Source organism: Actinosynnema sp. NPDC004786 (genome assembly GCF_053601135.1).
The window spans coordinates 1-24,536 of the sequence record NZ_JBSGBG010000016.1; the positions used below are offsets into that span (position 1 = coordinate 1).

The window sequence follows — 24,536 nt, forward strand, 5'->3', positions numbered from 1 at the left end:
CGGCCCGACCCGCCCGTACGGCGGCACGTTCCTGGTGTTCAGCGACTACATGCGGCCGGCGGTCCGGCTCGCCGCGCTGATGAAGTCCCCGCCCCTTCTCCGCGCTCAGGCCCAGAGGTGGCCGTCGAGCCGTTCGGCCGCCTCGTCCAGCGTGCCCGCGTACGCGCCGGTGGACAGGTACTTCCACCCCGCGTCCGCGACCACGAACGCCACGTCCGCCGACTCGCCGCGCGCCGCCGCCTTCTCCGCCGCGGCCAGCGCCGCGTGCAGGATCGCGCCGGTGGAGATGCCAGCGAAGATGCCCTCCACCTCCAGCAGCTGCCGGGTGCGGCGCAGCGCGTCGTACGAGCCGACCGAGTAGCGGCCGGTCAGCACCTCGGCGTCGTACAGCTCCGGCACGAAGCCCTCGTCGAGGTTGCGCAGGCCGTAGACCAGCTCGCCGTACCGCGGCTCGGCCGCGATGACCTGCACGTCCGGCTTGTGCTCGCGCAGGTACCGGCCGACGCCGACCAGCGTGCCGGTGGTGCCCAGGCCCGCGACGAAGTGCGTGATCGTCGGCAGGTCCTTGAGGATCTCCGGCCCGGTGCCGTGGTAGTGCGCGCCGGGGTTGGCCGGGTTGCCGTACTGGTACAGCATCACCCAGTCCGGGTTCTGCGCGGCGAGTTCCTTCGCCAGCGCCACGGCCTGGTTCGAGCCGCCCGCCGCGGGCGAGAACACGATCCGCGCGCCGTACGCCTGCAGCAGCTGCTTGCGCTCGGCGGACGTGTTCTCGGGCATCACGCACACCAGGCCGTAGCCCTTGAGCTTGGCGGCCATGGCCAGGGCGATGCCGGTGTTGCCCGACGTCGGTTCGAGGATCGTGCAGCCCGGCGTGAGCACCCCGGTCCGCTCGGCCTCCTCGATCATCATCAGGACCGGGCGGTCCTTGATGGAGCCGGTCGGGTTGCGGTCCTCCAGCTTCGCCCACAGCCGCACGTCCTTCGACGGCGACAGCCGGGGCAGCCCCACCAGGGGCGTGCCGCCGACCGCGTCGAGCAGTGACTCGTACCGGGCCACGATCAGACCTCCGGGATCGGTCAGCCGCCCGCGACGGCCGGGAGGATCGTCACGGTGTCGCCGTCCTTGACCGCGGCGTCCAGGCCGCCCGCGAACCGCACGTCCTCGTCGTTGACGTAGACGTTGACGAACCGGTGGAGCGCGCCCTCCTTGACCAGGCGCTGCTTCAGGCCACCGTGGTTGCTCTCCAGGTCGTCGATGACCTCCGCGAGCGTGGTGCCCGCGGCCTCGACGGACTTCTGCCCACCGGTGTGGGTGCGCAGGATCGTGGGGATGGAGACGGTGACGGCCATGCTGGTACCTCCGAGGAGCCGGGTTTGGTGAGAGTGGTGCCACGAGTGGTGCGCGGGCGCACCTGGAGGGCTCAGGGACAGTCGGGGGTGTCGTCGGCGCCGGTGTGCGCGAACATGTACGACTCCACGACCTCGACCGGCTCTTCGGTCACCACGCCGTCCACGATCCGGTAGGAGCGCAGCTCGTGCTGCTCCGGGTCACGGGTCGAGATGAGCACGTAGTGCGCCTGCGGCTCGCTGGCGTAGGAGATGTCCGTGCGGGACGGGTACGCCTCCGTCGCGGTGTGCGAGTGGTAGACGACGATCGTCTCCTCGTCGTTCGCGCTCATCTCGCGGTGGACGCGCAGCTGCTCCATCGAGTCGAAGCGGTAGAACGTGGGCGAGCGCTCGGCGTTGTCCATCGCGATGAACCGCTCCGGGCGGTCGGAGCCCTCGGGGCCCGCGATGATCCCGCATGCCTCGTCCGGGTGGTCACGACGGGCGTGAGCCACCATCGCGTCCACGAGGTCACGGCGAATCACCAGCACGTCCACCATCCTACGTGGTGGGGGAAGTCGTCCCGCCGTGTGAGAACCCGCACTACACCGGTTCGCGGACGCCCCGAACGGCCGTCCGGTCGACCGCGCGGACGCCCAGCAGCCCGCCCGCGCCCAGTGCCGCGAGCCCGAGGGCCGAGACGGCCCTGGCCACCACGCCGAAGCCGTGGCCGCGGAGGCGGAACGACGTGAGGTAGCACACGTTCGCCGCCGCGTTGGCCGCGAGCTGCACGAAGGCCGTGCGCCGCTGCTCCTGGTCCAACGTCCCGTACTCGGCCAGCTCGGTCGCCAGGGCGGCGGGCGCGAGGGCGAGCCCCGCGCCGATCGCCGCCCGTGCCGCGCGGGAGCTGCCGGGCATGAGGTCCAACGCCGCCGACGCCGCGTACAGCCCGATGGGCAGCGCCACGACCGCCGGGTGCACCGGCCGTCCCAGCGCCCGCGCGCGCAGCAGGTCGGTCACCTCACGGCGGCGCAGCGCCGCCGGCACCGCCTCGGCCAACGCCCCGGCCGCCTTGTCGACCGCCGGACTGGTCCGCACCCACCTCAACGCCCTCTCCACACCCATGCCGACCGGGTACCCGCTCCTGAGCGTTGAATTCGGGTGTTCTGAACGTTGGACACTCGCGTTCCGAACGTAGGACTCACGCGGAGGGGTCAGGGCGTCGCGCGTTCGAGGGCGTCGGTGGCGCTGGTGCACAGGTCGTTCAGCGGGGTGGCGGTCGGGCGGCCGGTGGCCACCGCGAACACGGTCGCCGGCACGGTCACGCCGGCCCGCGCGAACCCGTCGTGCGCCGACATCGCGACCCTTCGGCATTCCGCCGGCCCGAGTTCGGCGTCCACCACGACGAGCCCCACCGCCGTCCCGCCGACGAACGCCAACGCCCGCTCATCGGACACCGACGCCGCCTCGCACGCCGCGTAACCGTCACCCCCGGGCATCCCCAGGGCCTCCGCCGCCGGCACGATCGGCACCACCTCGAACGGCCGCGCGCCGACCGCGAACCCGTGCCCCCGCTCCGCCAGCCACCGCACCACCCCGTCGACCGCCGACGGCCCGCCCAGCACGACCGCGTGCACCCGCCGCACCAGCGTCGAGGGGTCCAGCAGGTCCAGCTCCCGCGTGCCGACCGGCGCGCCCCGGACGTCCACCCCGGCCACCGCGCCGTCCGGCGCGAGCAGCACCGCCACCCCCGGCGCGCGACCGACCAGCATCAGTCCATGACCGCTTCGACCAGCGTCTCCTGCACCCACGTCAGCCAGTGGTACACGCCCAGGTGCGGCGACCGCGGGTCGTCCGGCGGCAGCTCGTCGGGCATGTCCTCCTGCACGTCCAGCGCCGTGCCCAGCGCCAGCCGCACGTCGTTCAACGCCGACAGCCACGCCTCGGCCTGCTCCAGCGCCAGCCGCACCTCGCCGCCGTCCGGCGGGCACGTCCGCAGCACCACCGCCGCCACCCCGGTCTTCAGGTCCAGCAGCTCGGGCTCGTGCAGCGACCGCAGCGCGTTGGCCGAGTCGACCTCGGACGGGTCGGGCGCGTCCGGGTCGAGCCGGTGGAAGTCGGGCAGCAGCCGGCCCAGGATCGGGTCGTCGGGCGGCGTGGACGGCCCGGTGCGGATGCCGGTCAGCTCCGCCAGCTCGTCCCGCGGCGCCTCCTCGGCACGGGCCAGCAGCATGTCCTGGATCTGGCTCACCAGGCCGCGCACCACCGCGGCCTCCTGCCGGTCGAACCGGCCGAGCACCTGGTCACCCCTGCGGGTCCACTTCTTCACGACGAACGCTGCATGGTCGCCCAGAGCCCGGCCGCGTGCAGCTTGGCCACGTCGGCCTCCACCTTGTCCTTGGTCCCCGACGACACGATCGCCCTGCCCTTGTGGTGCACGTCCAGCATCAGCTTGGTCGCGTGGTCGCGGCTGTAGCCGAACAGCTTCTGGAACACGTACGTCACGTAGGACATCAGGTTCACCGGGTCGTTCCAGACCAGGGTCTGCCACGGGCGGTCCTCGGTGCGGACCTCCTCGCCGGCTGGGTCAACCTGCGTCCGCTCATGCTCGACGGGCGTGGTCATACCGCCAATGGTGTCATGTTCCGCTCCGCGGTGGAGCCCGCAGGGCCGCCGTTTCGGACCGCTTAGGCTTCCGTGCATGTCGACGTCGCTGTTCACCGACCACTACGAGTTGACGATGCTCGCCGCGGCGCTGCGCGACGGCACCGCCGACCGGCCGTGCGTCTTCGAGGTCTTCGCCCGGCGACTGCCGGAGGGCAGGCGCTACGGGGTGGTGGCGGGCACCGGCAGGCTGCTGGACGCGATCACCGACTTCACGTTCACCGAGAGTGACCTGGAGCTGCTGCAACGCACCAACGTGGTGGACGACGCCACGCTCCAGTGGCTCGCCGACTACCGGTTCACCGGGGACGTGGACGGCTACCCCGAGGGCGAGCTGTACTTCCCCGGCTCGCCGATCCTGTCCGTGCGGGCCCCGTTCGGCGTGGGCGTGGTGCTGGAGACGCTGGCCCTGTCGATCCTCAACCACGACAGCGCGATCGCCTCGGCGGCGGCGCGGATGGTGGGCGCGGCCAACGGCCGGCGGATGATCGAGATGGGGTCGCGCCGCACGCACGAGGAGGCGGCGGTGGCGGCGGCGCGGGCCGCGTACCTGGCCGGGTTCACCGCGACGTCGAACCTGGAGGCGGCGCGGCGGCACGGCATCCCGACCGCCGGGACGTGCGCGCACGCGTTCACGCTGCTGCACGACACCGAGGAGGAGGCGTTCCGGGCGCAGGTCGAGGCGCTGGGCGTGGACACGACGCTCCTGGTGGACACCTACGACATCACCAACGGCATCAAGACCGCCGTCGAGGTCGCCGGGCCGGGGCTGGGCGCGGTGCGGATCGACTCGGGCGACCTGGGCGTGCTGGCGCGGCAGGCGCGCGACCAGCTCGACTCGCTGGGCGCGCGCAACACCCGGATCGTCGTGTCGGGCGACCTGGACGAGTTCTCGATCGCCATGCTGCGGGCCGAGCCGGTGGACGCGTACGGCGTGGGCACGTCGCTGGTCACGGGGTCCGGCGCGCCCACCGCGGGCATGGTCTACAAGCTGGTCGAGGTGGACGGGCGGCCGGTGGCCAAGCGCAGCTCGCACAAGGAGTCGCGCGGTGGGCGCAAGAGCGCGCTGCGGCGGCACAAGGAGACCGGGACGGCGTTGGAGGAGGTCGTGTTCCCGCACGAGGCGCAGCCGGAGCTGGGCGAGCACGACCGGCTGCTCGCCGTGCCGCTGGTCCGGGGCGGCCGGCGGGTGGACGGCCTGGACACGTTGGCGCAGAGCCGCGACCGGTTGCGTGCCGCCCTCGTGACCGTGCCGTGGGAGGGTTTGAAGCTGTCCCGCGGCGAGCCCGCGATTCCGACGACCTTCCTGTAGGGGGCTGGGTTCCATGAGCAAGGCGCTGATCGTGGTGGACGTGCAGAACGACTTCTGCGAGGGCGGCTCGCTGGCGGTGGCCGGGGGCGCGGCCGTGGCGGCGGCGATCTCGGCGCACGTCGCGTCCTCGTCGTACGACCACGTGGTGGCGACCCGCGACTACCACGTGGACCCGGGGTCGCACTTCAGCGAGACGCCGGACTTCGTCGACTCGTGGCCGGTGCACTGCGTCGCCGGGACGCCCGGCGCGTCGTTCCACCCCGAGCTGGACGTGACGGCGGTGGAGGCGGTGTTCTCCAAGGGCGCGCACGCGGCGGCGTACTCGGGGTTCGAGGGCGCGTCCGGCGGCGGGGAGCGGCTCGTGGACTGGCTGCGGGCGCGTGGCGTGGCGCAGGTGGACGTGGTCGGCATCGCCACCGACCACTGCGTGCGGGCGACGGCGTTGGACGCGGTGGACGCCGGGTTCGCCACGACCGTGCTGCTGGACCTGACGGCGGGCGTGGCGCGGGCGACCGTGGACACCGCGTTGGCGCAGCTCGACGGGGCCGGGGTGGCGCTGACGGGCACGCCCCGGGTCGGCTGACGCCCGCGTCCGGACGTCCCGGGGCATGGCCGCCGGGGCGTCCGGACGCGCGGGTCGCGTGTTCCGAGCGTTGAACTCGGGTGTCCCGAACGTAGGACTCACGCGTTCTGAACGTAGGACACACGCGTTCTGAACGTAGGACTCACGCGTTCTGGACGTAGGACACGCGTGGGTCAGGGGGTGGGGGAGCAGGCGGTGGCGCCCAGGACCACGTCGCCGGTCACGCCGGAGGCGTCGGTGAACCGCAGGTGCAGCAGGTTCATCCCGATGCTGCCGTCGTTCGGGTTCGGCGGGATGGTCTCGCCGAACGTCGCGGTCGCCAGCACCGTGCCGTCGCCCGCCTTGACCTCGTGCACGTAGTTCGGGTGGATCTCGTCGGGCAGCCCCGCGAAGCCCTGCAGGCCGTCCGCCGCCCAGCCCGCGGTCGTGCCCGACTCGGTGCCCACGCAGGTGATCTTCCACCGGGCCACCCGCAGCCGCGGCCCGCCCGCCGACACCAGCGCCGACAGCTCGAACTCCGTGCCCACCGCCTCGGACGTCGACCGCGTCGTGCCGCTGCCGGGGTCCACCACCGCCGTGGTGCACGACGAGGAGCCGGCGCCGAACCGGACGCCCGTGCGCGCCACCGCCTCGGTCGAGCCGGACGTCGGGCCGTGCACCGAGCACGGCGCGAGCGGCGGCACGGTCACCCTGGTGCCGTCCTTGGTGAAGTCGGCGGAGCCCACCGACGCCACCCCCGCCGGGTTGGCCGCCCACGCCGGCGGCGCGGCGACGGCCAGGCCGAGAGCGAGCGCCGCGACCACGGCGCCGACCCGGCGTGCCCCGATCTGCTTCATCGTGTCGTCCTCCTGCTTCTCCGGAACGACAGGACTATCGAACCGTCACGGCCACGAGCCGATGATCCGGACCGCCACATCACCCGGCCGTGGACGACCGATACCTGATCGAGTGATGGTCCTTCCGTCGTCAGCACGGGATGCGGACCGGCAGCGGCGCCGCGGAGAAGTCGTTCGGCAGCCCCACGAGCCGCTCCAACGCGCCGCGCACGCGGGCAGCGGCCCGCCCGTCGCCGAACGGGTTGTGCCCGAGCGGCAGGCGCAGCCGCGCGCCGAGCACCCAGCCCGCCTCGGCCACGATCCGGATCGGGTCGGTCCCGACCAGCCACGCGCCGCCCGCCTCGACCGCGGAGACGCGTTCCGTGGTGTCCCGCAGCACCAGCACGGGCACGCCGAACGTCGGCGCCTCCTCCTGGATGCCGCCGGAGTCGGTGAGCACCAGCGCGGACCGGCGCAACGCGCGCACGAGGTCGGAGTAGGCCAACGGTTCGGTCACCACGATCCGGTCGTGCCCGCCGAGCACGGCCCGTGCCGCCGCGCGCACCCGCGGGTTCGGGTGCACCGGCGCCAGCACGCGCACGTCGGGGTGCCGGTCGGCGATGGACCGCACGGCGCGCAGCACGCGTCCCAGCGGCTCGCCCCACGACTCCCGCCGGTGCACGGTCGCCAGCACCAGCCGCCCGGGTCCCTCGTCGAGCGCGCGTTCCAGCCGTGCGAGGTCCGGGTCGCGGGCGGGCCGGTCGGCCGCGGCGACCCGCTGCACGGCGTCGACCACGGTGTTGCCGGTGACCACGATCCGGTGGTCGGCGACGCCTTCGCGCACGAGCGCGGCGGCGGCGTCGTCGGTCGGCGCGAGGTGCAGCGTGGCGATCCGGGCGATCATCTGCCGGGTGCCCTCCTCGGGGAACGGCCCCGCGAGGTCGCCGGTGCGCAGGCCCGCTTCCAGGTGCGCCACGGGGATGCCGCGCCAGAACGCGGCGAGCGCGCCCGCCAGCGCGGTGGTCGTGTCGCCCTGCACGAGAACGACGGCCGGGTCGCGCTTGCGCAGCAACCGGTCCAGCTCCGCGATCAGCCGGGCCAGCAGCTCGGCCTGCGCCCCGGTGGTCCGCGGCACGTCCAGCTCCACGTCCACGAAGAGCCCGAACGCGCCCAGCGCCTGCTCGACCATGCCGGCGTGTTGTCCGCTGTGGACGATGACGGGCCGGAGCACCGGGTGGTCGGCCAGCGCCAGCGCGACCGGTGCGATCTTCACCGCTTCGGGCCGGGTGCCCGCGAGCAGCACGACTTCCTTCACCTTGCTCCTTTCCTCTGGTGACCATGGGGTGCGGCGCCCCGGGGCGCGCCTGGGGGCGGGCGCGCTCCGGGGCGCACGCGCGCTACTCGTCGGCTGTCGCTCGTCGCCTGCGGAACGCGTGGGTCAGGAAGAGGCCGGCCACCAGCAACACCACACCGGCCACCACCCACCACGCGACTCCGGCGCCGGTGGCGGCCAACGAGCCGACTCCCGTGCCGACCGCGACTCCACTGCCGGGGACCCGGTACACGGTCAGACCGCCGCGAGGTCGTGCCGGCGCCGCAGCGCCACCGCGCCGACGGGCACGCCGAACAGGGCGAGCAGGCCGAGGCCGATCCACAGGCCCGCGCCCGAGGCCATCGGGATGGGCAGGCCCGCGGGACCGCAGGTCGCGGACGACAGCACCAGGTCGCCGCCGCCGAGTTCGCCGCCGGTCAGGGTGAGGTGGAAGGCGTTGACGGTGAGGCTGCCGTCGGGGTTGCGGACCTGCTCGTTGAGCACGAGCTTCGCCACGTCCACGCCGAGGAGGTCGACGTCGACGGTCGTGTTGGCGGCGGGTTCGGCCTCCAGCCCGCCAAGCCGGCCGAGGTGCAGCCCCGCGAGCGTCGACGTGCCGGTGACGCCCTTCTGGGTGGCCGAGCACTCGGCTTCGACCAGTTCCGCGGACACGTCGCCGAGGGCGAGCCGGAGCAGGTCGAGCCGGACGTCGGCGGTGCTCGCGCGGGAGGTGACCGCGCCGGTCTTGTCGTCGCGCGAGGCGGACGTGGTGAGCACGCCGCTCTTGACGACCTGCGGCACGTCCAGACCGGCGAACGTGTTGGTGGTGGGGCCGTCCGCGGTGGCGGCGGCGAACGGGCCGGCCGTCACCGCGCCGCCGACGGGCAGCGCCAGGTCGAGCCGGGCCCCGTACGAGGAGGCGTCGCCGGGGGCCGCCGAGGCGGGCGCGGCGCCGAGCAGCATCGCCGCGACGGCGACCAGTCCGGCCGCGGGGGCGAGACGTGTCATTCGGACACGCATGGAACTCCTTTCGCACAACGGTTTGTCAGGCAAATGCCCCTATCGGCTTTACGTCCGTCGGATTAAGGGTTGCTGACCGTAAAGGGGGAGCCTGTCCACTCGTTTCGCCCAACTGCACCCACCGAACGTGGGTCTGCCACCTCAATTCGCCGCGACTTGTCACACGTTCCGGGGGTGAGGTTCGCCGGACGGGCGTCCGATGACCACCACGCAGCCCCTATCGGGCGATCCCCGATCGAAGGAAAGGATTCGTCCAGTGGCGTTTGCCGTGCCCCGCACCGAACACCTCAACCGGGTGATCGTCGCCGCACTGGTCGTGGCCGCCGCCGGCCTCGTGGTAGCTCACCGTGCCTACCGCACGGCGGAGGTCGTGCTGTCCGGGTTCCTGCTCGGCCTGATCGGCGTCGACGGCGTGGAGGTCGTGACGGCTCGGCAGACCGTCTACTTCGGGCTCGGCTCCGACGCGCCGCTCGGCCTGCGGATGACGCCGGAGTGCACGTCGGCGTTCCTGGTCGTGCCGCTGCTCGCGGTGGGCGCGGTGATGATCGCGCTGCGGCCCCGGATCACGCGGCGGGTGCTGTTCGCGCTGGCGGTGGCCGTCGTGGCGGTGGTCGTGGTCAACCAGCTGCGGGTGCTCACGTTGGTGGCGCTGGTCGGGTGGCTGGGCGTGGACACCGGCTACCACTGGGGCCACACGCTGCTCGGCTCGCTGGTGAGCGTGTTCGGCGGGGCGGCGGCGCTGGTGGCGTTCGTGTGGTTGGCGACGCGGCGATGAGCCTGGACGTCCTGCTGGGGTTCACGCAGGCGCTGGCGTTGACGATGAGCGTCGCGTTCCTGACGTACGTGTTCCTGATCGTCGTGCCGTACCTGCGGTACCGGCCGGGGGCCGTCGGGTCGGCCGCCGACTTCGAGTGGCACTTCGTGGTGCCGTGCCGGGACGAGGAAGCCGTCATCGGCGACACCGTGCGTTATCTGCGCACGACGTTCCCCATCGCGCACGTGTGGGTGGTGGACGACGACTCGGACGACGGCACGGCGGCGGTCGTGCGCGGGTTCGGCGACGATCGGAACACCCACCTCGTGCGGAGGCGTCGGCCGTACGCGCGGACCGGGAAGGGCGACGCGCTCAACGACGCGTACCGGACGTTGAAGCTGTGGATGGGACGGCACGCCGACGCCGACCGCGCGGTGGTCGTCGTGGTCGACGCGGACGGGCGGCCCGCGCCGAACTGCCTGGACGTGTGCGCGGCGGCGCACCTGTTCGGCGACCCGGCGGTGGGCGCGGTGCAGGTGGACGTGCGGATGGTGAACGCGGGCGTGCGGCAGGCCGGGGTGCCGCGGTGGCGCGGGCTGCTCGGCGACCTGCTGGTGCGGATGCAGGACCTGGAGTTCCGGACGGCGATCGCGGCGATCCAGCTGTCGCGGGGCGTGACCGGGACGATCTCGCTGGGCGGCAACGGGCAGTTCACCCGGCTGTCGGCGCTGGACGCGGTCGCGGGACCGGCCGGGCGGCCGTGGCGGGGGTCGTTGCTGGAGGACTTCGAGCTGGGGGTGCACCTGCTGACCGCCGGGTGGCGGACCGGGTTCACGATGGACACGCACGTGCGGCAGGAAGGGCTTTACAGCCTGCGGCGGTTCCTCGCGCAGCGGACGCGGTGGGGGCAGGGGACGATGCAGTGCCTGCGGTACGTGCGGCGGATCTGGGACTCGCCGCACCTGTCGACCGCGGGGGCGGCGGAGATCATGTACTACCTGGCCCAGCCGTGGATGCAGCTGCTCGGGACGCTGGTCTACCCCGTGCCGGTGGTCCTGCTGGGGCACCGGGTGGCGACCGCGCCCGGCGAGGTGTGGGCGTGGTTCGCCGACGGCGCGTGGGTCCTGTTCACCGTGTACGGCATGTTCGGCCTGCTGCCGTTCGTCCTGTGGGGTCCGGTGTACCGGCTCCGCTGCGAACCCTCGACCACCTGGCCGCGGGCCTTCTCGTACGGCCTGGTGTACGCGCTCTACATCTACACCTTCTACATCACGTCGTGGCGGGCGGTCGTGCGCCTGGCGCGTGGCCGCAACGGCTGGGCCAAGACCCGCCGGAACACCGAGCGCACCACCGGCGAGGTCGCCCTCGACCACTGACCACGCGCGTGTCCTACCTCCAGAACGCGCGTGTCCTACGTTCAGGACACCCGAGTTCAACGCTCAGGACGCCTTGGGGTGTCCGGACCACGGTGGCGGGGCGGGCGGGTACGGTCTTCGCCGTGCCCGCCACCACCGCGATCCCCGACACCAGGACGTTGCTCGCCGTCGCCGTGGAGGCGGTGGGCGGAGCCGAACGGCAGGGCCAGGTCGAGATGGCCGAGGCGGTCGAGCGCGCCATCCGCACCGGCGAGCACCTGGCCGTCCAGGCGGGCACGGGCACCGGCAAGTCGCTCGCCTACCTGGTCCCGGCCCTGCGGCACGCGGTCGCCGAGGAGTCCACGGTCGTCATCTCCACCGCCACGATCGCGTTGCAGCGCCAGCTCGTGGACCGCGACCTGCCCCGGCTCGCCAAGGCGTTGCGCAAGGAGCTGGGCCGCGAGCCGCGGTTCGCCATCCTCAAGGGACGCCGCAACTACCTGTGCATGCACCGCCTGCACACGGGCGCGCCCGACGAACCCGAGGACGCCGGCCTGTTCGACCCCTTCGCGGTGTCCAAGATGGGCCGCGAGATCAAGCGCCTGCACGAGTGGTCGTCCGACACGGAGACCGGTGACCGCGACGAGCTGGTGCCCGGCGTCACGGACCAGGCGTGGCGCCAGGTCTCGGTGACCGCGCGTGAGTGCCTGGGCGTGAACAAGTGCCCCATCGGCACGGACTGCTTCGCCGAGAAGGCCCGTGCCGAGGCCGGCAAGGCGGACGTCGTGGTGACCAACCACGCGATGCTCGCCGTGGACGCGCTGGAGGGCTACCAGGTCCTGCCCGACCACGACGTGGTGGTGATCGACGAGGCGCACGACCTGGTCGACCGCGTCACGTCGGTGGCCACGGAGGAGCTGAGCGCGTCCCTGGTCGCCACGGCCGCGCGGCGGTGCGGGCGGCTCATCGACCAGGGCGTGGCCGACCGGATGGCCGAGGCGAGCGACGGCCTGGCGATGATCCTGGAGGAGCTGCCGCCGGGACGGCTCGACAGCCTGCCGCAGGCGTTGGCCGGCGCGTTGCGGGCGACGAAGGACGCGGCGCACGCGTGCATCACGTCGCTGGGGCCGGAGCGCAAGGAGGACGTGGACGGCGCGACGTCGCGGAAGCTGGCGTTGTCGCTGCTGGACGACGTGCACGACTGCGCGACGCGGATGCTGGAGGCGTTCGACGACGACCACGACGTGGTGTGGGTGTCGGGCGACTTCGCGGACCGCAACAAGCCGCCGTCGCTGCGGGTCGCGCCGTTGGGGGTCGGCGGGCTGCTGCGGGAGCGGTTGTTCGGGAAGCGGACCACGATCCTGACGTCGGCGACGTTGACGCTGGGCGGCACGTTCGACACGTTGGCGCGGCAGTGGGGGCTGCCGACGTCGTCCGCGGCGCGCAAGGCGGAGGGGACGGCGACGGACAAGGAGCCGCCGTCGGACCTGGGCGGCCCGCGGTGGCAGGGGCTGGACGTCGGCTCGCCGTTCGAGCACGGCAGCAGCGGGATCCTGTACGTGGCGCGGCACCTGCCGCCGCCGGGGCGCGACGGGCTGCCGCCGTCCTATGTGGACGAGCTGGAGGGCCTGGTCAACGCGGCGGGCGGGCGCACGTTGGGGCTGTTCTCCTCGATGCGCGCGGCGAAGGCGGCGGCGGAGGCGTTGCGGGGCAAGGTCGAGTACCCGGTGCTGTGCCAGGGTGACGACGCCACCGGGCAGTTGGTGAAGCGGTTCGCCGAGGACGCGCGGACGTGCCTGTTCGGCACCCTGTCGCTGTGGCAGGGCGTGGACGTGCCGGGGTCGGCGTTGCAACTCGTCGTGATGGACCGCATCCCGTTCCCGCGGCCGGACGACCCGTTGGCGTCGGCGCGGCAGAAGGCCGTGGAGTCGCGGGGTGGCAACGGGTTCCTCACCGTGGCGGCGACGCACGCGGCGTTGCTGTTGGCGCAGGGCGCGGGGCGGCTGCTGCGGTCGATGAACGACAAGGGCGTGGTGGCGATCCTCGACCCGCGGCTGGCGACGGCCCGTTACGGCGGGTTCCTGCGTGCCTCGCTGCCGCCGTTCTGGACGACGTACGACCCGGAGGTCGTGCGGGCGGCGTTGAAGCGCCTCGACGCGGCGAGCAAGTGACGGGTGTTTCCGCAGGTGGCGCGTTCCGAGCGTTGAATTCAGGTGTCCTGAAGGTACGACTCACGCGTTCCGAACGTAGGACTCACGCGTTCTGGACGTAGGACACGCGCGTTCTGGACGTAGGACACGCGGGGGTCAGCCGTCGACGAGGAGGCCGCGCAGGGGGCCTTGGAGGCGGCCGGCGCGGCGGGATACGCCCGGCAGGGCGGTCAGGCGGTGCTTGCCGGGCGAGGTCAGGGTGGGGCGCCACAGGGTGTCCACGACCTCGTGCGCCGGGCCCGAGACGTCGGACAGCGGGCGTTGCAGGTGCTCCGACCACAGGCGCAGGCGGGTGTCGCGGGCCACGGCCGGGTCGTCGGTGACGACGTTGACCTCGGTGTCGTTGAACAGCGAGTGCTCGTTCAGGTTGGCCGAGCCGACGCTCAGCCAGCGGTCGTCCACGATCGCCAGCTTGGCGTGCACGTAGACCGAGGACGACGTCTCACCGTCGTGCGAGGCGAGGGTGGCGGCCACCAGGCGGTGGTTGCCGTCGTCGGCGTCCAGCAGCCGGCCGAGCTGGCCGCGGGTCGTGTCGGCGCCGTTGCTGGGCTTGCGCGGCAGCACGAGCACGACGCGGAAGTCCGGGTGCGGCGGGGTGCGCAGCTTCGCCAGCAGCACCTCCGTCACCTCCGGCGACCAGAGGAACTGGTTCTCCAGGTAGACCAGGCGCTCCGCCGAGCGCAACGCCCGCAGGTACGAGTCGAGCAGGCTGAACTCGCCGCGCGGGATGAAGTCGTAGGTGCGCTCCGGGATCGTCCGCACGAGCTGCGCCGACGACGAGCCCGCCGGCGCGGGCGGCGCGACCGGCGGCAGCGCCTCCCCCGCGATCTCCTGCCAGCGCTGCCGGAAGTGCTCGGCGACGTCCGTGACGATCGGGCCGCGCAGCCGGGTGCCGATGTCGTGCCACCCCAGCGGCCGGCGGACCGGGTGGGACGGCTTGTCGTGCCGGTCGCCCTCGACCGCGGTCAGGTCCATGCCGCCGACGAACGCCACCTCGTCGTCCACCACGACGATCTTCTCGTGGTGGCAGTGCAGCGTCCGCTCCCGCGCGTCGATCTCGCACCGCACCGCGCTGTCGCGGACGAACTCGCGCTTGCTCGCCAGCACCCGCTTGCGCGTCGGCTCGAACATCGGCACCGGCGGCCCGGCCCACAGCAGCACGCGCACCGGCACCCGTTCCGCCGCCGACGCCAGCAGCTCGCGCAGCGTCGGCGAGCCCGGCTCACGGGTCAGCCGGAAGTCCGGGCTGGCGCACCAGCCCGCCAGGTGCACCGACTTGCGCGCGGACGCGATGGCCGACTCGATGGCGGGCAGCACCTCGTGCCCGTCCACCAGCACCTCGACCCGGTTGCCCGTCCGCACCGGGCGGCGGGGCGTCCACCAGCCCGCCTCCCCCGCGAACGCCTCGCCCCAGCCCAGCTTGCGCAACCGCCGGGCGTGGTGCGCGCACAGCACGCTCTCCAGTCCGTCGCCGAGTTTGGCGTCGAGCACGTCCAACAGGCCCACGCCGGGGATGATTGCCGCATATGCGACGGATCAAACGTTGACCGCCACCGTCGCGGTGCCGGGCGCGACCTCCGTGTACCCGGCGTCGCGCACCAGCACGACGTCCGGCCGCGCCACCAGCGCGTCCCAGTCCGCGGCCGACGGCGTCCGGACGGCGCACCGGTAGTCCAGCGCGGCCCACTCCTTCAGCTCCGCCTCGGACAGGTGCGGCGCCAGCAGCATCGACGCGTGCCCGACCTGGGCCGCCGCCTTGCCCGCCGTCATCTCCACCCGCGGGTTCAGCCACAGCTCGTACGCGCCGGCGGGCACCGGGCCGGGTGTGTCGGGCGGCAGCTCGCTGCCCGAGATCTGCAACCGGCTCAGCTCCTTCGGCAGGTCGGCCACCCGCCCCGGAACGAACGCCCGCACCGACGCGCCGCCGACCGTGATCGTCACGCCGGGCAACGCCTGCACGGCCTCCCAGTGCGCGCCCCGCGCCCGCCGCGACACCTTCCGGATCCGGCCGCGCACCCACGCCACCAGCTCGTCGTGCCACTCGCCGCCGGGCAGGGCGCGCTCGTCCAGGCACACCGCGATGGCGGCGGCCGCGGCGGCCTCCAGCACGTCGGTCCGGGACGGCGGCGCGGACCGCTCGATCCGCAACACCACCGGCATGGCGCGCACCGACGCCGGGTCCTCCTCGTCGGTCGCGTAGTGCCGGTCCACCAGCATCCGCAGGATCGGGTTCACAGCCGGTTCAGCTCCAGACCGTCCGCCGCGTCCGCGGCCTCCACCTCGGCCCGGGTCACGCCGAGCACGAACAGCACCGCGTCCAGGAACGGGTGCGACAGCGCGGTGTCCGCGACCTCCCGCAACGCCGGCTTGGCGTTGAACGCGATGCCCAGCCCGGCCGCGCCGAGCATGTCGATGTCGTTCGCGCCGTCGCCGACGGCGACCGTCTGGGCGAGCGTGATCCCCTGCTCGTCGGCGAACCGCCGCAGCGCCTCGGCCTTGCCCGCCCGGTCCACCACCTCGCCGACGACGCGGCCGGTCAGCCTGCCGTCGACGACCTCCAGCTCGTTGGCCGCGCAGAAGTCCAGCCCCAGCTCGTCCACCAGCCGCCGGATCACCCGGGTGAACCCGCCGGACACCACGCCGCAGCGGAACCCGAGCCGCTTCAGCGTGCGCACGGTCGTGCGCGCGCCGGGCGTCAGCTCCAGCGACGCCGCGACCTCGTCCAGCACGGCCTCGTCCAGGCCCTCCAGCAGCGCCACCCGCCGCCGCAGCGACTCGGTGAAGTCCAGCTCGCCCCGCATGGCCGCGTCGGTGATCTCCTTGACCTGCGGCTCCACCCCGACGTGCGCGGCCAGCATCTCGATCACCTCGCCCTGGATGAGCGTGGAGTCGACGTCGAACACCACCAGCCGCTTGGCCCGCCGGGTCAGCCCGGCCCGCTCCACCGCGACGTCCAGCCCGCCGCGCACCGCCACCTCGGCGAGCGCCGAGCGGAGCTGCGCGTCGCTCTCGGGCGTGTCGGCGGCCACGGACACCCGCAGCTCCAGGCCGGTCACGGGGTAGTCGGCCACGCCCCGGATGGCGTCGATGTTCACGCCGAGCGCGGCCAGCCGCCGCGCCACCTCGGTGAACGCGCGGGCCGTGACCGGGCGGCCGAGCAGGATCAGCACGTGGCTCGACTCCAGCCGCGCCGTCCGCCGGGAGTCCGCGCCGATCTCCACCTCGACCTGCATGGACACCGTGGCCATGGCCTGCTCGACGGCCTCCTGGAGCCCTTCCGGGTCGTGCTCGGCCGAGACGAGCACGCCGAGCACCAACCGGCCGCGGATGACGACCTGCTCGACGTCGAGGATCTCCACGCCGTGCCTGGTCAGCACCGCGAACAGCACCGAGGACACCCCGGGCTTGTCCGGTCCGGTGACCGTGATCAGGACGGGTGTGGCGCTGGGCTTGGTCACTGATGGCTCCTATGCCAGACAGCGGCGAGCCCCGGCGACCGGGGACGGTCGTCGGGGCTCGCCGGTGAACCTGCGTCCAGGTTACAAGCGCTACTTGTGGTCGCCCTCGGTCCCTTCCGACGCTGTGCCGGATTGCACAGCGGCGGCGGCCGCCTCGGACGGGGCCTTCGGGGCGTCCTCGTGCGCGATCGCCTTGCCGGTGAACGTCACGTGCGCCTCGCTGTGCAGCCGCTCGATCATGTGCGGGTAGTGCAGCTCGAAGGCCGGGCGGGCGGAGCGGATGCGGGGCAGCTCGGTGAAGTTGTGCCGCGGCGGCGGGCACGAGGTGGCCCACTCCAGCGAGTTGCCGAAGCCCCACGGGTCGTCCACGTGCACGGTCTCGCCGTAGCGGTAGCTCTTGAACACGTTCCAGATGAACGGCAGCGTGGACGCGCCCAGGATGTACGCGCCGATCGTGGAGATCGTGTTCAGCGTGGTGAAGCCGTCGCTGGGCAGGTAGTCCGCGTACCGGCGCGGCATGCCCTCGTTGCCCAGCCAGTGCTGCACCAGGAACGTGGCGTGGAAGCCGAGGAACGTGGTCCAGAAGTGGAGCTTGCCCAGGGGCTCGTCCATCATCCGGCCGGTGATCTTCGGGAACCAGAAGTAGATGCCCGCGAAGGTGGCGAACACGATCGTGCCGTAGAGCACGTAGTGGAAGTGCGCGACGACGAAGTACGTGTCCGACACGTGGAAGTCGATCGCCGGCGCGGCCAGCAGGATACCGGACAGGCCGCCGAAGAGGAACGTGACGATGAAGCCGATGCTGAACAGCATGGGCGTCTCGAACGTCAGCTGCCCCTTCCACATCGTGCCGATCCAGTTGAAGAACTTGATGCCGGTCGGCACGGCGATCAGGAACGTCATGAACGCGAAGAACGGCAGCAGCACCGCGCCGGTGGCGTACATGTGGTGCGCCCACACCGCCACGGACAGCGCCGCGATGCCCAGCGTCGCGTAGACCAGGCCGTTGTAGCCGAAGATCGGCTTGCGGCTGAACACCGGGAAGATCTCCGACACGATGCCGAAGAACGGCAGCGCGACGATGTAGACCTCCGGGTGGCCGAAGAACCAGAACAGGTGCTGCCAGAGGATCACGCCGCCGTTGGCCGGGTCGAACACGTGGGCGCCCAGGTGGCGGTCGGCCAGCAGGCCCAGCAGCGCGGCGGTCAGGATCGGGAACGCCAGCAGCACGAGCACCGAGGTCACCAGGATGTTCCAGGTGAAGATCGGCATGCGGAACATGGTCATGCCGGGCGCGCGCAGGCACACCACGGTGGTGATCATGTTGACCGCGCCGAGGATGGTGCCGAGACCACCGACGACCAGGCCGGAGATCCACAGGTCGGCGCCGACGCCGGGCGAGTGGATGGCGTTCGACAGCGGGGTGTAGGCGAACCAGCCGAAGTCGGCCGCGCCACCCGGCGTGAGGAAGCCCGCCATCACGATCAGGCCGCCGAACAGGTACAGCCAGTACGAGAAGGCGTTCAGGCGCGGGAACGCCACGTCCGGCGAGCCGATCTGCAGCGGCAGGACGAAGTTGGCGAACCCGAAGACGATGGGCGTCGCGTACAGCAGCAGCATCACCGTGCCGTGCATGGTGAAGAGCTGGTTGAACTGCTCCTGCGACAGGAACTGCATGCCCGGTCGGGCCAGCTCGGTCCGCATCAGCATGGCCATCGCGCCGCCCACCATGAAGAAGGCGAACGAGGTGACCAGGTACATGATCCCGATCTGCTTGTGGTCCGTGGTGCGGAACATCCGCAGCAGGAACGAACCCTTGACCGCCTGGCGAGTCCCGAAGGGCCGCGTTGCGATCGGCTGCGGGGCTACGGCCGTCACGGTGCCTCCTGCACTGTCTGGTTCTGGCTTCGCCGGCGGGTGGCGCCGCCGGCTCATCGGATCGTAGACGGCTGCGTTCCGGGGGTCTGCGCTGGGCCGGCCCCTGGATCAAGTGAGGTAGCGCAGGTCACAACCGTCGTGAGCGCCGAGGGCCGCCCCCGCGGGGGTGCGGGGGCGGCCCTGTGCGGCGGCGGGGTCAGCGGCGCAGCAGGCCGCGCAGCTTCGGCGAGGCGACGAACGCCGCGCCCGCGGCGACCAGCCCGAGGCCGACGACGAGCAGCCAGCCGCCGTCGAAACCGGTGTTGGCCAGGTCGTTGTCGTCGGCGACGGGCGCCGCGACCGGGGCGGAGGTGCTGGTCGGGGTGACCGCGACGGACGTCGTGGAGGTCGGCGTGACCTCCTCCGTCTCCTCACCGGGGTTCTCCCCGCCGGGGTTCTCGCCGCCCGGGTTCTCACCACCGGGGTTCTCCCCGCCCGGGTTCTCACCACCCGGGTTCTCGCCGCCGGGGTTCTCCCCGCCGGGCTCCTCCGACGTGGTCTTCTCGGCGCAGAAGAACCAGTGGCTGATGCCCGCCGGCTTGCCGTTCGGGTTGAGCGGCGAGTGCAGGCCCTCCCACGGCAGGTCGCCGAGCGGCTTCGTGCCCTCCGGCGGGGTCGTGAAGTAGACGTTGTAGCCGTCGCCGCCCTTCACCACGACGCCCGTCACGGTGTAGCCCTCCAGGCCGCCCGTGATCGTGACGTGGGTGTCGGTCTGGGTGCTCGGCAGGGTCGGCGTGCCCTCCTCGTCGAACGCCTGCCCGGCCAGGCCCGCCCTGGCGCACGCGTTCTCGTGGTTCCACTCCAGGTTCTTGGCGTGCGGGACGGCGCGGTCGTCCCCCGCGGCCGGGGTGCCGCCGGAAGGGGACGCCGTGGCGGTGCCGCCCAGGAGGCCGGAGGCGCCCAGGGCCAGGAGGGTCGCTGCTCCGAACAGGCGACGGGAGGTCATGCGCATGGTGCTGCTCCGCAGGTGTCGAGGGCTGACCGGGGGATCGAACTACACCGGCTGTCCCTCTATCGATGTAGCCCATTCAGATGACCCGGGTTGCGGTCCATTCGTTATGCGGTGGTGACGTTACCGATCGGTAACGGCTCGGCGTCGTCAGTGCGCACCGCTGTCGGGTCGTGGCGCACGGCCACCGGGATGGCACGATCCAAGGCACGCGTCCGACGACGGCGCGACCGGCACGGTGGGGGGTGCGATGCTGACCGAGCGCTGGCACGAGGCGGTCCGCGTGCTGGGCGGCACGCACGGTCCCGGCGACCTCGTCGAGCGGTACGCCGAGCCGCACCGCCGCTACCACGACGCCGATCACGCGCTGGCCGTCGTGCGCGACGCCGACGCGCTCGCCGAGGCCGACGGCCGCACGGCACGGGAGCGCGCGGTGCTCACGCTCGCCGCCCTGGCGCACGACGTCGTCTACGACGGCCGCCCCGGCGAGGACGAGCGCCGCAGCGCCGAGTGGGCGCGGGCCCGGCTCGCCGGGCTGGCCGAGGCCGACGCGGTGGCCGGGCTGGTGCTCGCCACCGCGGACCACACCTCGGACGACCCGTTGACGTGCCTGCTGCTGGACGCCGACCTGGCCGTCCTCGGCGCGGACCCGGAGACCTACGAGCGGTACCGGTCCGCCGTGCGGGCCGAGTACGCGCACGTGCCGGACGACGCGTGGCGGGTCGGGCGCGCCCGCGTGCTGCGGTCGCTGGCCGGGCGCGACCGGCTGTACGTCACGCCGCGCGCCCGCGCCCGCTGGGAGGACCGCGCCAGGGCCAACCTGGCGGCGGAGCTCAGCTCGCTCGGTGACCCGCCATGAGCGCGTCGAACGTCGGGAACGCCTTGGCGATCTCGCTGCCGGTGAAGTTGCCGACCCAGCCGTCGTCGTCGTGGAAGAACCGGATCGACACGTAGTCGGGCCGGGTGCCCATGTCGAACCAGTGGGTGGTGTTCGCCGGCACGCTCAGCAGGTCGCCCGCCTCGCACAGCACCGCGTGCACGCGCCCGTTGACGTGCAGGTAGAACACGCCGGCGCCGCGCGCGAAGAACCGGTCCTCGTCGTCGTCGTGGGTGTGCTCGGCCAGGAACTTCAGCCGCGCCTGCCCCGCCGACTCCAGCCACTCCGGGTCGTCCGACGGCGTCATCTCCATCGCGTCGACCAGGGTGTAGCCCTCGGTCTCCGTCACCCGGGCGACCTGCTCGGCGTAGACCTCCAAGGCGTTCTCCTTCGTCACCCCCGGCGCCACCGGCCACCGCTCGTAGCGGACGCCGAGCTGCTTCAGCTCCACCGCGATCTCGGCGGGGTCGGCGGTGCGCACCAGAGCGGTCCCCGGGTCGGTGTCCGACCACACGGTCAGCAACGTCATCGCGCCTACCTCCTGTGGGTTTCGGCCTTGAAGCGGAGCAGCCACTCCAGGCACTCCAGCCGGTGCCGCGCCTGGTAGAGGTCCTCACCCCACACGTACACCCCGTGCCGGGCCACGATCAAGGCGGGCACGTCCTCGGCGTAACCGGCCTCGAACGCGTCGCCCAGCACCTTCATGTCCTGGCTGTTCGGCACCACGGGGACGACGACCACGTCGTCGTGCGCCCGGCGGCCGAAGCCCTTGAGCATCTCCAGGTCGCGCAGCTCGACGCCGTCGGGCCACAGCTCGCCCGCGACCACGGGCGCGAGGGCGTGCACGTGCACCACCGCGCCCGCGCCGGACACCGCCGCGATCCGCCCGTGCAGGCTCGCCTCGGCCGACGGCACGCGCACCGGGTCGTCGGTGCGGCCCTCGGCGTCGACCAGCACCACGTCGTCGGGGGTCAGCTCGCCCTTGTCCTTGCCGCTGACGGTCACCGCGAGCCGCAGCGGGTCGCGGTCCACGACCACGGACAGGTTGCCCGACGTGCCGCGCATCCAGCCCATCGCGGTGTACCGGGCGCACTCGGCGGCCAGCGCCTCGCCGGGCGTCACAGGGCCCGCACCGTCCGGTGCGGGCCGAAGTCGGCGTCGCCGTAGGGCTCGCCGGGGCGCGCCACGCCCACCGTCGCCCAGCCGGCCTCGGCGGCGGCGTCCAGCTCGGCGGGCACGTCGGAGTAGAACGTGATGTCGGTCGAGCCGAGCACGGAGGCGATCTTGAGGTAGGACCCGGCCTCGCGCTTCGGGCCGGCGTTGGCGGTGTCGAAGTGGTGCTCGAACAGCGGCGTGAGGTCGCCGTCGGTGGTGTGGGCGAAGAACGCCACCTGGCCCGCCACCGAGCCGGACGAGAACACGGCGAGCCGCACGCCGTCCGCGTGCCACCGGCGCAGCGCCGGGACCACGTCCGGGAAGAACTCGGCCACCAGGTCGCCCACGGCGTAGCCGCGCTGCCAGATCAGGCCCTGCAACGTCTTGAGCGGGGTGGCCTTGCGGTCGGCGTCCATCCAGCCGTGCAGCACGCGCACCAGCTCGTCCGTGCCGCCGTCCACACCGGACAGCTCGCGGATCTGCGCCACGGCCTCGACCACGGCCGGGTCGTCGGCGTGCGCGTCGAGCCACGGGCCCAGGCGCGGCCGGGCGTAGTCGTACAGCGTGACCAGGACCTGGTCGGTGGCGCTGAGCGTGCCCTCGATGTCCAGCACGACCCACTTAGTCATGAACGTCCCCAACGTAGTAATCGGCCAACCCGTGCGGAGCGTACGCACCGCGGTCGGTCACCACCTGCGTCACGAACCGCGGCGGCGTCACGTCGAACGCCGGGTACAGGCCCCGGGCGCGGTCGGTGGCCGTGCGGCGGCCCAGCGTGTGCCGCACCTCGTCGCCCGGCCGGTGCTCGATGGGCACGTCGGCGGCGGTCGGGGCCAGGCGGTCCGGGGCCTGCACCATGGCCAGGAACGGCACGTCGAACGCGTGCGCGGCGACCGCGAGGCCGAGCGTGCCGACCTTGTTGACCACGTGCCCGTCCATGGTGACCCGGTCGGCGGCGGTGAGCAGCACGTCCACGTCGCCGGTGGACATGACGGCCGCGCCCATGCCGTCGGTGATGAGGGTGGTGTCCACGCCCATCTCCCCCAGCGTCTCCGCGGTGAGCCGGGCGCCCTGGAGGTACGGGCGGGTCTCCGTGCAGACGAACCGCAAGCGCTTGCCCATCGCGCGGGCGGCGGTGACGGTCTCGGTCAGGTACAGGTCGGCCCAGCAGTGCGTGAGCACCGCGCCGTCGTCGGGCAGCAGCTCGGCGGTGTGCGTGCCGAGCCGGCGGCTGCGGTCGCGGTAGCGCCGGTCCCCCGCCTCCGCGCCGGCCAGCGCCCCGGCTTCGAGGTCGTCGTGCGCGTCCACGCCCGCGAGCACCGCGGCGACCGCCTTGCGCAGGTGGTTGTTGGTGGGCCGGGTCTCGACCAGGAGCCGGCCCGCCCGGTCGAGGCGGGCGCGGGCCTCGTCGCGCGGCAGGCCGCGGGCCTCCCGGGCGGCCAGCACCATGCCGTACAGCGCGGCGAAGTACGGCCCGGAGGACTGGGTGACCATGTCCTCGATGGCCTTGGCGACCTCGGCGACCGTGGCGCACCGCACCCACGTCTTCTCGAACGGGAAGTTGCGCCGGTCGAGCACGTGCACGCCGTCGTCCTCCAGGCGCACGCTGCGCGCGAGCAACGGCTCCATCAGCTGTACCCGGTCAGCGGGGCGCGCTCGCCGGTCAGGTAGTGCGCGCCGACCTCGCGGGCCTTGTACGACACGGGGTCGTGCAGGGTGAGCGTGCGGGCGTTGCGCCAGAACCGGTCGAAGGCGTAGCCGGCGGCGGTGGCGCGCGCGCCGCACAGCTCGAACACCCGGCTGGTGGTCTGGTTGGCGACCCTGGTCGCGACGACCTTGGCCGACGAGATGGCGGCGGCGGTGTCGGCGCGTTCGTCGGCGGTCAGCGCGGCGCCGCGGGCACTGGCCCGGTCCAGCCGGTCGGAGGCGTGGTCGGCGAGGAGGCCGGCGGCCTGCGTCTCGGCCACCAGCTCGCCGTAGGCGGCGAGGATGTACGGGTCGGCGGTGGCGCTGTCCACGCCGCTGAGGAACCACGGGCGGGTGGTCGTGCGGGTGTAGCGGGCGGCCTCGGCCAGCGCGCCCTCGGCCATCGCCACGTACAGCTGGGCCAGCACGGCCTGGAAGCCGAGCGCGGCCAGCGACAGGCGTTGGTCGTTCTCGTCGTGCGCGCCCAGGACCTGCTCCTCCGGCACGTGGACGCGGTCGAACACGACGCCGCCGCTGGCGGTGAGGCGTTGGCCGATGTTGTCCCAGTCGCCGGCGTAGGTGATGCCGGCGGCCTTCGCGTCGAGGGTGAAGGTCACCTTGCCGCCGGTGTCGGTGCGGGTGGCGCTGACCACGAGCCGGTCGGCGACCGACGCGCCGGTGGCGAACGTCTTGCGCCCGGACACCTCGAACCCGCCGGTCACGGGCCGCAGCTCCAGGGCGGCGTCCAGCGGGTTGCTGACCCCGGCCCAGAACAGGTTGTCGCCCGCGTCGAACGCGGGGTTGTCGAACAGGCCGCTGCGCCAGACCTGGAGGTAGTGGTAGCCGAGCAGGTGGCCGACGTTGGCGTCGGCCGCGCCGACGACCCGGGTCACGGCCTGCTGCGTGCCCCAGTCGGCGACGGTCAGCAACCCGGACCGCCGCAGCGCCTCCACCTCGGCCACGGGCTCCGCACCGCGCCGGTCCCGTTCCGCCGCGTCCACCCGCAGCGCCTCGGCCAGCTCCTCGGCGACGGTCAGCCACTTCCGCCGACCATCGGTGCTCGTCATGCGCCCTGCCTCCCGCTCGTCCGCGTCCCAGCAGGCGAGCCTAATCGCCGGCGCGGGCGGCGGGCTGAGCGTTCCGC

The 24,536-nt window shown here is 73.0% G+C and carries 26 protein-coding genes; 6 read left to right on the plus strand and 20 right to left on the minus strand.

Annotated features, from left to right (window positions below; genetic code table 11):
- Positions 1-105: 105 nt before the first annotated feature.
- From ACWEFJ_RS16415 to clpS, 7 genes are all read right to left on the minus strand, one after another.
- On the minus strand, positions 106-1,056 hold the full coding sequence (locus tag ACWEFJ_RS16415) for a PLP-dependent cysteine synthase family protein (protein ID WP_449714209.1): 951 nt from the start codon (positions 1,054-1,056) through the stop codon (positions 106-108).
- Positions 1,057-1,076: 20 nt separating this feature from the next.
- Positions 1,077-1,349, minus strand: coding sequence for a MoaD/ThiS family protein (locus ACWEFJ_RS16420; protein ID WP_378095273.1), 273 nt, complete (start codon positions 1,347-1,349; stop codon positions 1,077-1,079).
- Between the two features lie 71 nt (positions 1,350-1,420).
- Positions 1,421-1,876 (minus strand): Mov34/MPN/PAD-1 family protein, encoded by a 456-nt coding sequence (locus ACWEFJ_RS16425; protein WP_073889135.1) that lies wholly within the window; start codon positions 1,874-1,876, stop codon positions 1,421-1,423.
- A 52-nt stretch (positions 1,877-1,928) separates the two neighbouring features.
- Entirely contained in the window at positions 1,929-2,450 is a 522-nt protein-coding gene (locus ACWEFJ_RS16430; RefSeq protein WP_449714210.1) for a DUF2231 domain-containing protein, read from the minus strand.
- A gap of 89 nt (positions 2,451-2,539) precedes the next feature.
- Positions 2,540-3,097 (minus strand): P1 family peptidase, encoded by a 558-nt coding sequence (locus tag ACWEFJ_RS16435; RefSeq protein ID WP_378095268.1) that lies wholly within the window; start codon positions 3,095-3,097, stop codon positions 2,540-2,542.
- A complete protein-coding gene (locus ACWEFJ_RS16440; protein ID WP_378095266.1) occupies positions 3,097-3,654 on the minus strand; it encodes a DUF2017 domain-containing protein in 558 nt (185 codons plus the stop codon). The genes ACWEFJ_RS16435 and ACWEFJ_RS16440 overlap by 1 nt, the downstream gene beginning before the upstream one ends.
- Positions 3,651-3,950, minus strand: coding sequence for an ATP-dependent Clp protease adapter ClpS (clpS, locus tag ACWEFJ_RS16445; protein WP_053717098.1), 300 nt, complete (start codon positions 3,948-3,950; stop codon positions 3,651-3,653). The genes ACWEFJ_RS16440 and clpS overlap by 4 nt, the downstream gene beginning before the upstream one ends.
- Positions 3,951-4,026: 76 nt before the next feature.
- Between clpS and ACWEFJ_RS16450 the strand changes: the two genes are divergently transcribed.
- Together ACWEFJ_RS16450 and ACWEFJ_RS16455 are read left to right on the plus strand one after the other, a co-directional pair.
- Entirely contained in the window at positions 4,027-5,301 is a 1,275-nt protein-coding gene (locus ACWEFJ_RS16450) for a nicotinate phosphoribosyltransferase (RefSeq protein ID WP_449714211.1), read from the plus strand.
- Positions 5,302-5,314: 13 nt separating this feature from the next.
- Positions 5,315-5,884, plus strand: coding sequence for an isochorismatase family protein (locus tag ACWEFJ_RS16455; RefSeq protein ID WP_378095264.1), 570 nt, complete (start codon positions 5,315-5,317; stop codon positions 5,882-5,884).
- A gap of 173 nt (positions 5,885-6,057) precedes the next feature.
- On the opposite strand, the gene ACWEFJ_RS16460 is transcribed toward ACWEFJ_RS16455, so the two are convergent.
- From ACWEFJ_RS16460 to ACWEFJ_RS16470, 3 genes are all read right to left on the minus strand, one after another.
- Positions 6,058-6,720, minus strand: a complete 663-nt coding sequence (locus ACWEFJ_RS16460; protein WP_378095262.1) for a hypothetical protein — start codon at positions 6,718-6,720, stop codon at positions 6,058-6,060.
- 130 nt (positions 6,721-6,850) lie between these two features.
- Complete coding sequence (gene wecB, locus ACWEFJ_RS16465; RefSeq protein WP_378095260.1) at positions 6,851-8,014, minus strand: non-hydrolyzing UDP-N-acetylglucosamine 2-epimerase; 1,164 nt, start codon at positions 8,012-8,014, stop codon at positions 6,851-6,853.
- Positions 8,015-8,266: 252 nt separating this feature from the next.
- Positions 8,267-9,019, minus strand: coding sequence for a choice-of-anchor P family protein (locus ACWEFJ_RS16470; RefSeq protein ID WP_378095256.1), 753 nt, complete (start codon positions 9,017-9,019; stop codon positions 8,267-8,269).
- 268 nt (positions 9,020-9,287) lie between these two features.
- Here ACWEFJ_RS16470 and xrtP point away from each other — a divergent pair, with 268 nt between their 5' ends.
- The 3 genes from xrtP (at position 9,288) to ACWEFJ_RS16485 (ending at position 13,311) form a co-directional block, all read left to right on the plus strand.
- On the plus strand, positions 9,288-9,806 hold the full coding sequence (gene xrtP, locus ACWEFJ_RS16475) for an exosortase P (RefSeq protein ID WP_378095254.1): 519 nt from the start codon (positions 9,288-9,290) through the stop codon (positions 9,804-9,806).
- On the plus strand, positions 9,803-11,161 hold the full coding sequence (locus ACWEFJ_RS16480; RefSeq protein ID WP_378095252.1) for a glycosyltransferase family 2 protein: 1,359 nt from the start codon (positions 9,803-9,805) through the stop codon (positions 11,159-11,161). Before xrtP ends, ACWEFJ_RS16480 begins: the two co-directional genes overlap by 4 nt.
- A 215-nt stretch (positions 11,162-11,376) precedes the next feature.
- Entirely contained in the window at positions 11,377-13,311 is a 1,935-nt protein-coding gene (locus ACWEFJ_RS16485; protein ID WP_378095279.1) for an ATP-dependent DNA helicase, read from the plus strand.
- 135 nt (positions 13,312-13,446) lie between these two features.
- Here ACWEFJ_RS16485 and ACWEFJ_RS16490 read toward each other — a convergent pair whose 3' ends face one another.
- From ACWEFJ_RS16490 to ACWEFJ_RS16510, 5 genes are all read right to left on the minus strand, one after another.
- Entirely contained in the window at positions 13,447-14,856 is a 1,410-nt protein-coding gene (locus ACWEFJ_RS16490; RefSeq protein ID WP_449714212.1) for a phospholipase D-like domain-containing protein, read from the minus strand.
- Positions 14,857-14,886: 30 nt separating this feature from the next.
- Positions 14,887-15,567, minus strand: a complete 681-nt coding sequence (locus ACWEFJ_RS16495) for a peptidyl-tRNA hydrolase (RefSeq protein ID WP_378095277.1) — start codon at positions 15,565-15,567, stop codon at positions 14,887-14,889.
- A gap of 14 nt (positions 15,568-15,581) precedes the next feature.
- Positions 15,582-16,808 carry a phosphoserine phosphatase SerB gene (serB, locus tag ACWEFJ_RS16500; RefSeq protein WP_378095248.1) on the minus strand — a complete coding sequence of 409 codons (1,227 nt, stop codon included), beginning with the start codon at positions 16,806-16,808 and terminating at the stop codon, positions 15,582-15,584.
- 90 nt (positions 16,809-16,898) lie between these two features.
- Positions 16,899-18,686, minus strand: a complete 1,788-nt coding sequence (gene ctaD / locus ACWEFJ_RS16505) for an aa3-type cytochrome oxidase subunit I (protein WP_378089645.1) — start codon at positions 18,684-18,686, stop codon at positions 16,899-16,901.
- 196 nt (positions 18,687-18,882) lie between these two features.
- Positions 18,883-19,671: a hypothetical protein gene (locus ACWEFJ_RS16510; RefSeq protein WP_449714213.1), complete on the minus strand. Its 789-nt coding sequence runs from the start codon at positions 19,669-19,671 to the stop codon at positions 18,883-18,885.
- 253 nt (positions 19,672-19,924) lie between these two features.
- Here ACWEFJ_RS16510 and ACWEFJ_RS16515 point away from each other — a divergent pair, with 253 nt between their 5' ends.
- Positions 19,925-20,533, plus strand: coding sequence for an HD domain-containing protein (locus tag ACWEFJ_RS16515; RefSeq protein WP_449714214.1), 609 nt, complete (start codon positions 19,925-19,927; stop codon positions 20,531-20,533).
- Here the strand turns inward: ACWEFJ_RS16515 and ACWEFJ_RS16520 are convergent.
- From ACWEFJ_RS16520 to ACWEFJ_RS16540, 5 genes are read right to left on the minus strand one after another with little or no spacing between them, the layout of a single operon-like run.
- Complete coding sequence (locus ACWEFJ_RS16520; protein WP_378089639.1) at positions 20,508-21,080, minus strand: 1,2-dihydroxy-3-keto-5-methylthiopentene dioxygenase; 573 nt, start codon at positions 21,078-21,080, stop codon at positions 20,508-20,510. The two genes, ACWEFJ_RS16515 and ACWEFJ_RS16520, sit on opposite strands and share 26 nt — an antisense overlap.
- Positions 21,081-21,085: 5 nt before the next feature.
- Positions 21,086-21,673 (minus strand): methylthioribulose 1-phosphate dehydratase, encoded by a 588-nt coding sequence (gene mtnB, locus ACWEFJ_RS16525; RefSeq protein ID WP_449714215.1) that lies wholly within the window; start codon positions 21,671-21,673, stop codon positions 21,086-21,088.
- Entirely contained in the window at positions 21,670-22,335 is a 666-nt protein-coding gene (mtnC, locus tag ACWEFJ_RS16530) for an acireductone synthase (RefSeq protein ID WP_449714216.1), read from the minus strand. The genes mtnB and mtnC overlap by 4 nt, the downstream gene beginning before the upstream one ends.
- Positions 22,328-23,335, minus strand: a complete 1,008-nt coding sequence (locus tag ACWEFJ_RS16535) for a s-methyl-5-thioribose-1-phosphate isomerase (protein WP_449714217.1) — start codon at positions 23,333-23,335, stop codon at positions 22,328-22,330. The genes mtnC and ACWEFJ_RS16535 overlap by 8 nt, the downstream gene beginning before the upstream one ends.
- Positions 23,335-24,459, minus strand: coding sequence for an acyl-CoA dehydrogenase family protein (locus tag ACWEFJ_RS16540; protein ID WP_449714218.1), 1,125 nt, complete (start codon positions 24,457-24,459; stop codon positions 23,335-23,337). Before ACWEFJ_RS16540 ends, ACWEFJ_RS16535 begins: the two co-directional genes overlap by 1 nt.
- Between the last annotated feature and the right edge of the window lie 77 nt (positions 24,460-24,536).

Excerpts from the sequence above, each read along its gene's own strand:
- ACWEFJ_RS16420 (WP_378095273.1), bottom strand. The coding sequence starts at position 1,349 with ATGGCCGTCACCGTCTCCATCCCCACGATCCTGCGCACCCACACCGGT.
- ACWEFJ_RS16430 (WP_449714210.1), bottom strand. The coding sequence starts at position 2,450 with ATGGGTGTGGAGAGGGCGTTGAGGTGGGTGCGGACCAGTCCGGCGGTC.
- ACWEFJ_RS16435 (WP_378095268.1), bottom strand. The coding sequence starts at position 3,097 with ATGCTGGTCGGTCGCGCGCCGGGGGTGGCGGTGCTGCTCGCGCCGGAC.
- clpS (WP_053717098.1), bottom strand. The coding sequence starts at position 3,950 with ATGACCACGCCCGTCGAGCATGAGCGGACGCAGGTTGACCCAGCCGGC.
- ACWEFJ_RS16450 (WP_449714211.1), top strand. The coding sequence starts at position 4,027 with ATGTCGACGTCGCTGTTCACCGACCACTACGAGTTGACGATGCTCGCC.
- ACWEFJ_RS16455 (WP_378095264.1), top strand. The coding sequence starts at position 5,315 with ATGAGCAAGGCGCTGATCGTGGTGGACGTGCAGAACGACTTCTGCGAG.
- ACWEFJ_RS16460 (WP_378095262.1), bottom strand. The coding sequence starts at position 6,720 with ATGAAGCAGATCGGGGCACGCCGGGTCGGCGCCGTGGTCGCGGCGCTC.
- ACWEFJ_RS16470 (WP_378095256.1), bottom strand. The coding sequence starts at position 9,019 with ATGACACGTCTCGCCCCCGCGGCCGGACTGGTCGCCGTCGCGGCGATG.
- ACWEFJ_RS16480 (WP_378095252.1), top strand. The coding sequence starts at position 9,803 with ATGAGCCTGGACGTCCTGCTGGGGTTCACGCAGGCGCTGGCGTTGACG.
- ACWEFJ_RS16485 (WP_378095279.1), top strand. The coding sequence starts at position 11,377 with ATGGCCGAGGCGGTCGAGCGCGCCATCCGCACCGGCGAGCACCTGGCC.
- ACWEFJ_RS16495 (WP_378095277.1), bottom strand. The coding sequence starts at position 15,567 with ATGCTGGTGGACCGGCACTACGCGACCGACGAGGAGGACCCGGCGTCG.
- ACWEFJ_RS16510 (WP_449714213.1), bottom strand. The coding sequence starts at position 19,671 with ATGACCTCCCGTCGCCTGTTCGGAGCAGCGACCCTCCTGGCCCTGGGC.
- ACWEFJ_RS16515 (WP_449714214.1), top strand. The coding sequence starts at position 19,925 with ATGCTGACCGAGCGCTGGCACGAGGCGGTCCGCGTGCTGGGCGGCACG.
- ACWEFJ_RS16520 (WP_378089639.1), bottom strand. The coding sequence starts at position 21,080 with ATGACGTTGCTGACCGTGTGGTCGGACACCGACCCGGGGACCGCTCTG.
- mtnC (WP_449714216.1), bottom strand. The coding sequence starts at position 22,335 with ATGACTAAGTGGGTCGTGCTGGACATCGAGGGCACGCTCAGCGCCACC.
- ACWEFJ_RS16535 (WP_449714217.1), bottom strand. The coding sequence starts at position 23,335 with ATGGAGCCGTTGCTCGCGCGCAGCGTGCGCCTGGAGGACGACGGCGTG.
- ACWEFJ_RS16540 (WP_449714218.1), bottom strand. The coding sequence starts at position 24,459 with ATGACGAGCACCGATGGTCGGCGGAAGTGGCTGACCGTCGCCGAGGAG.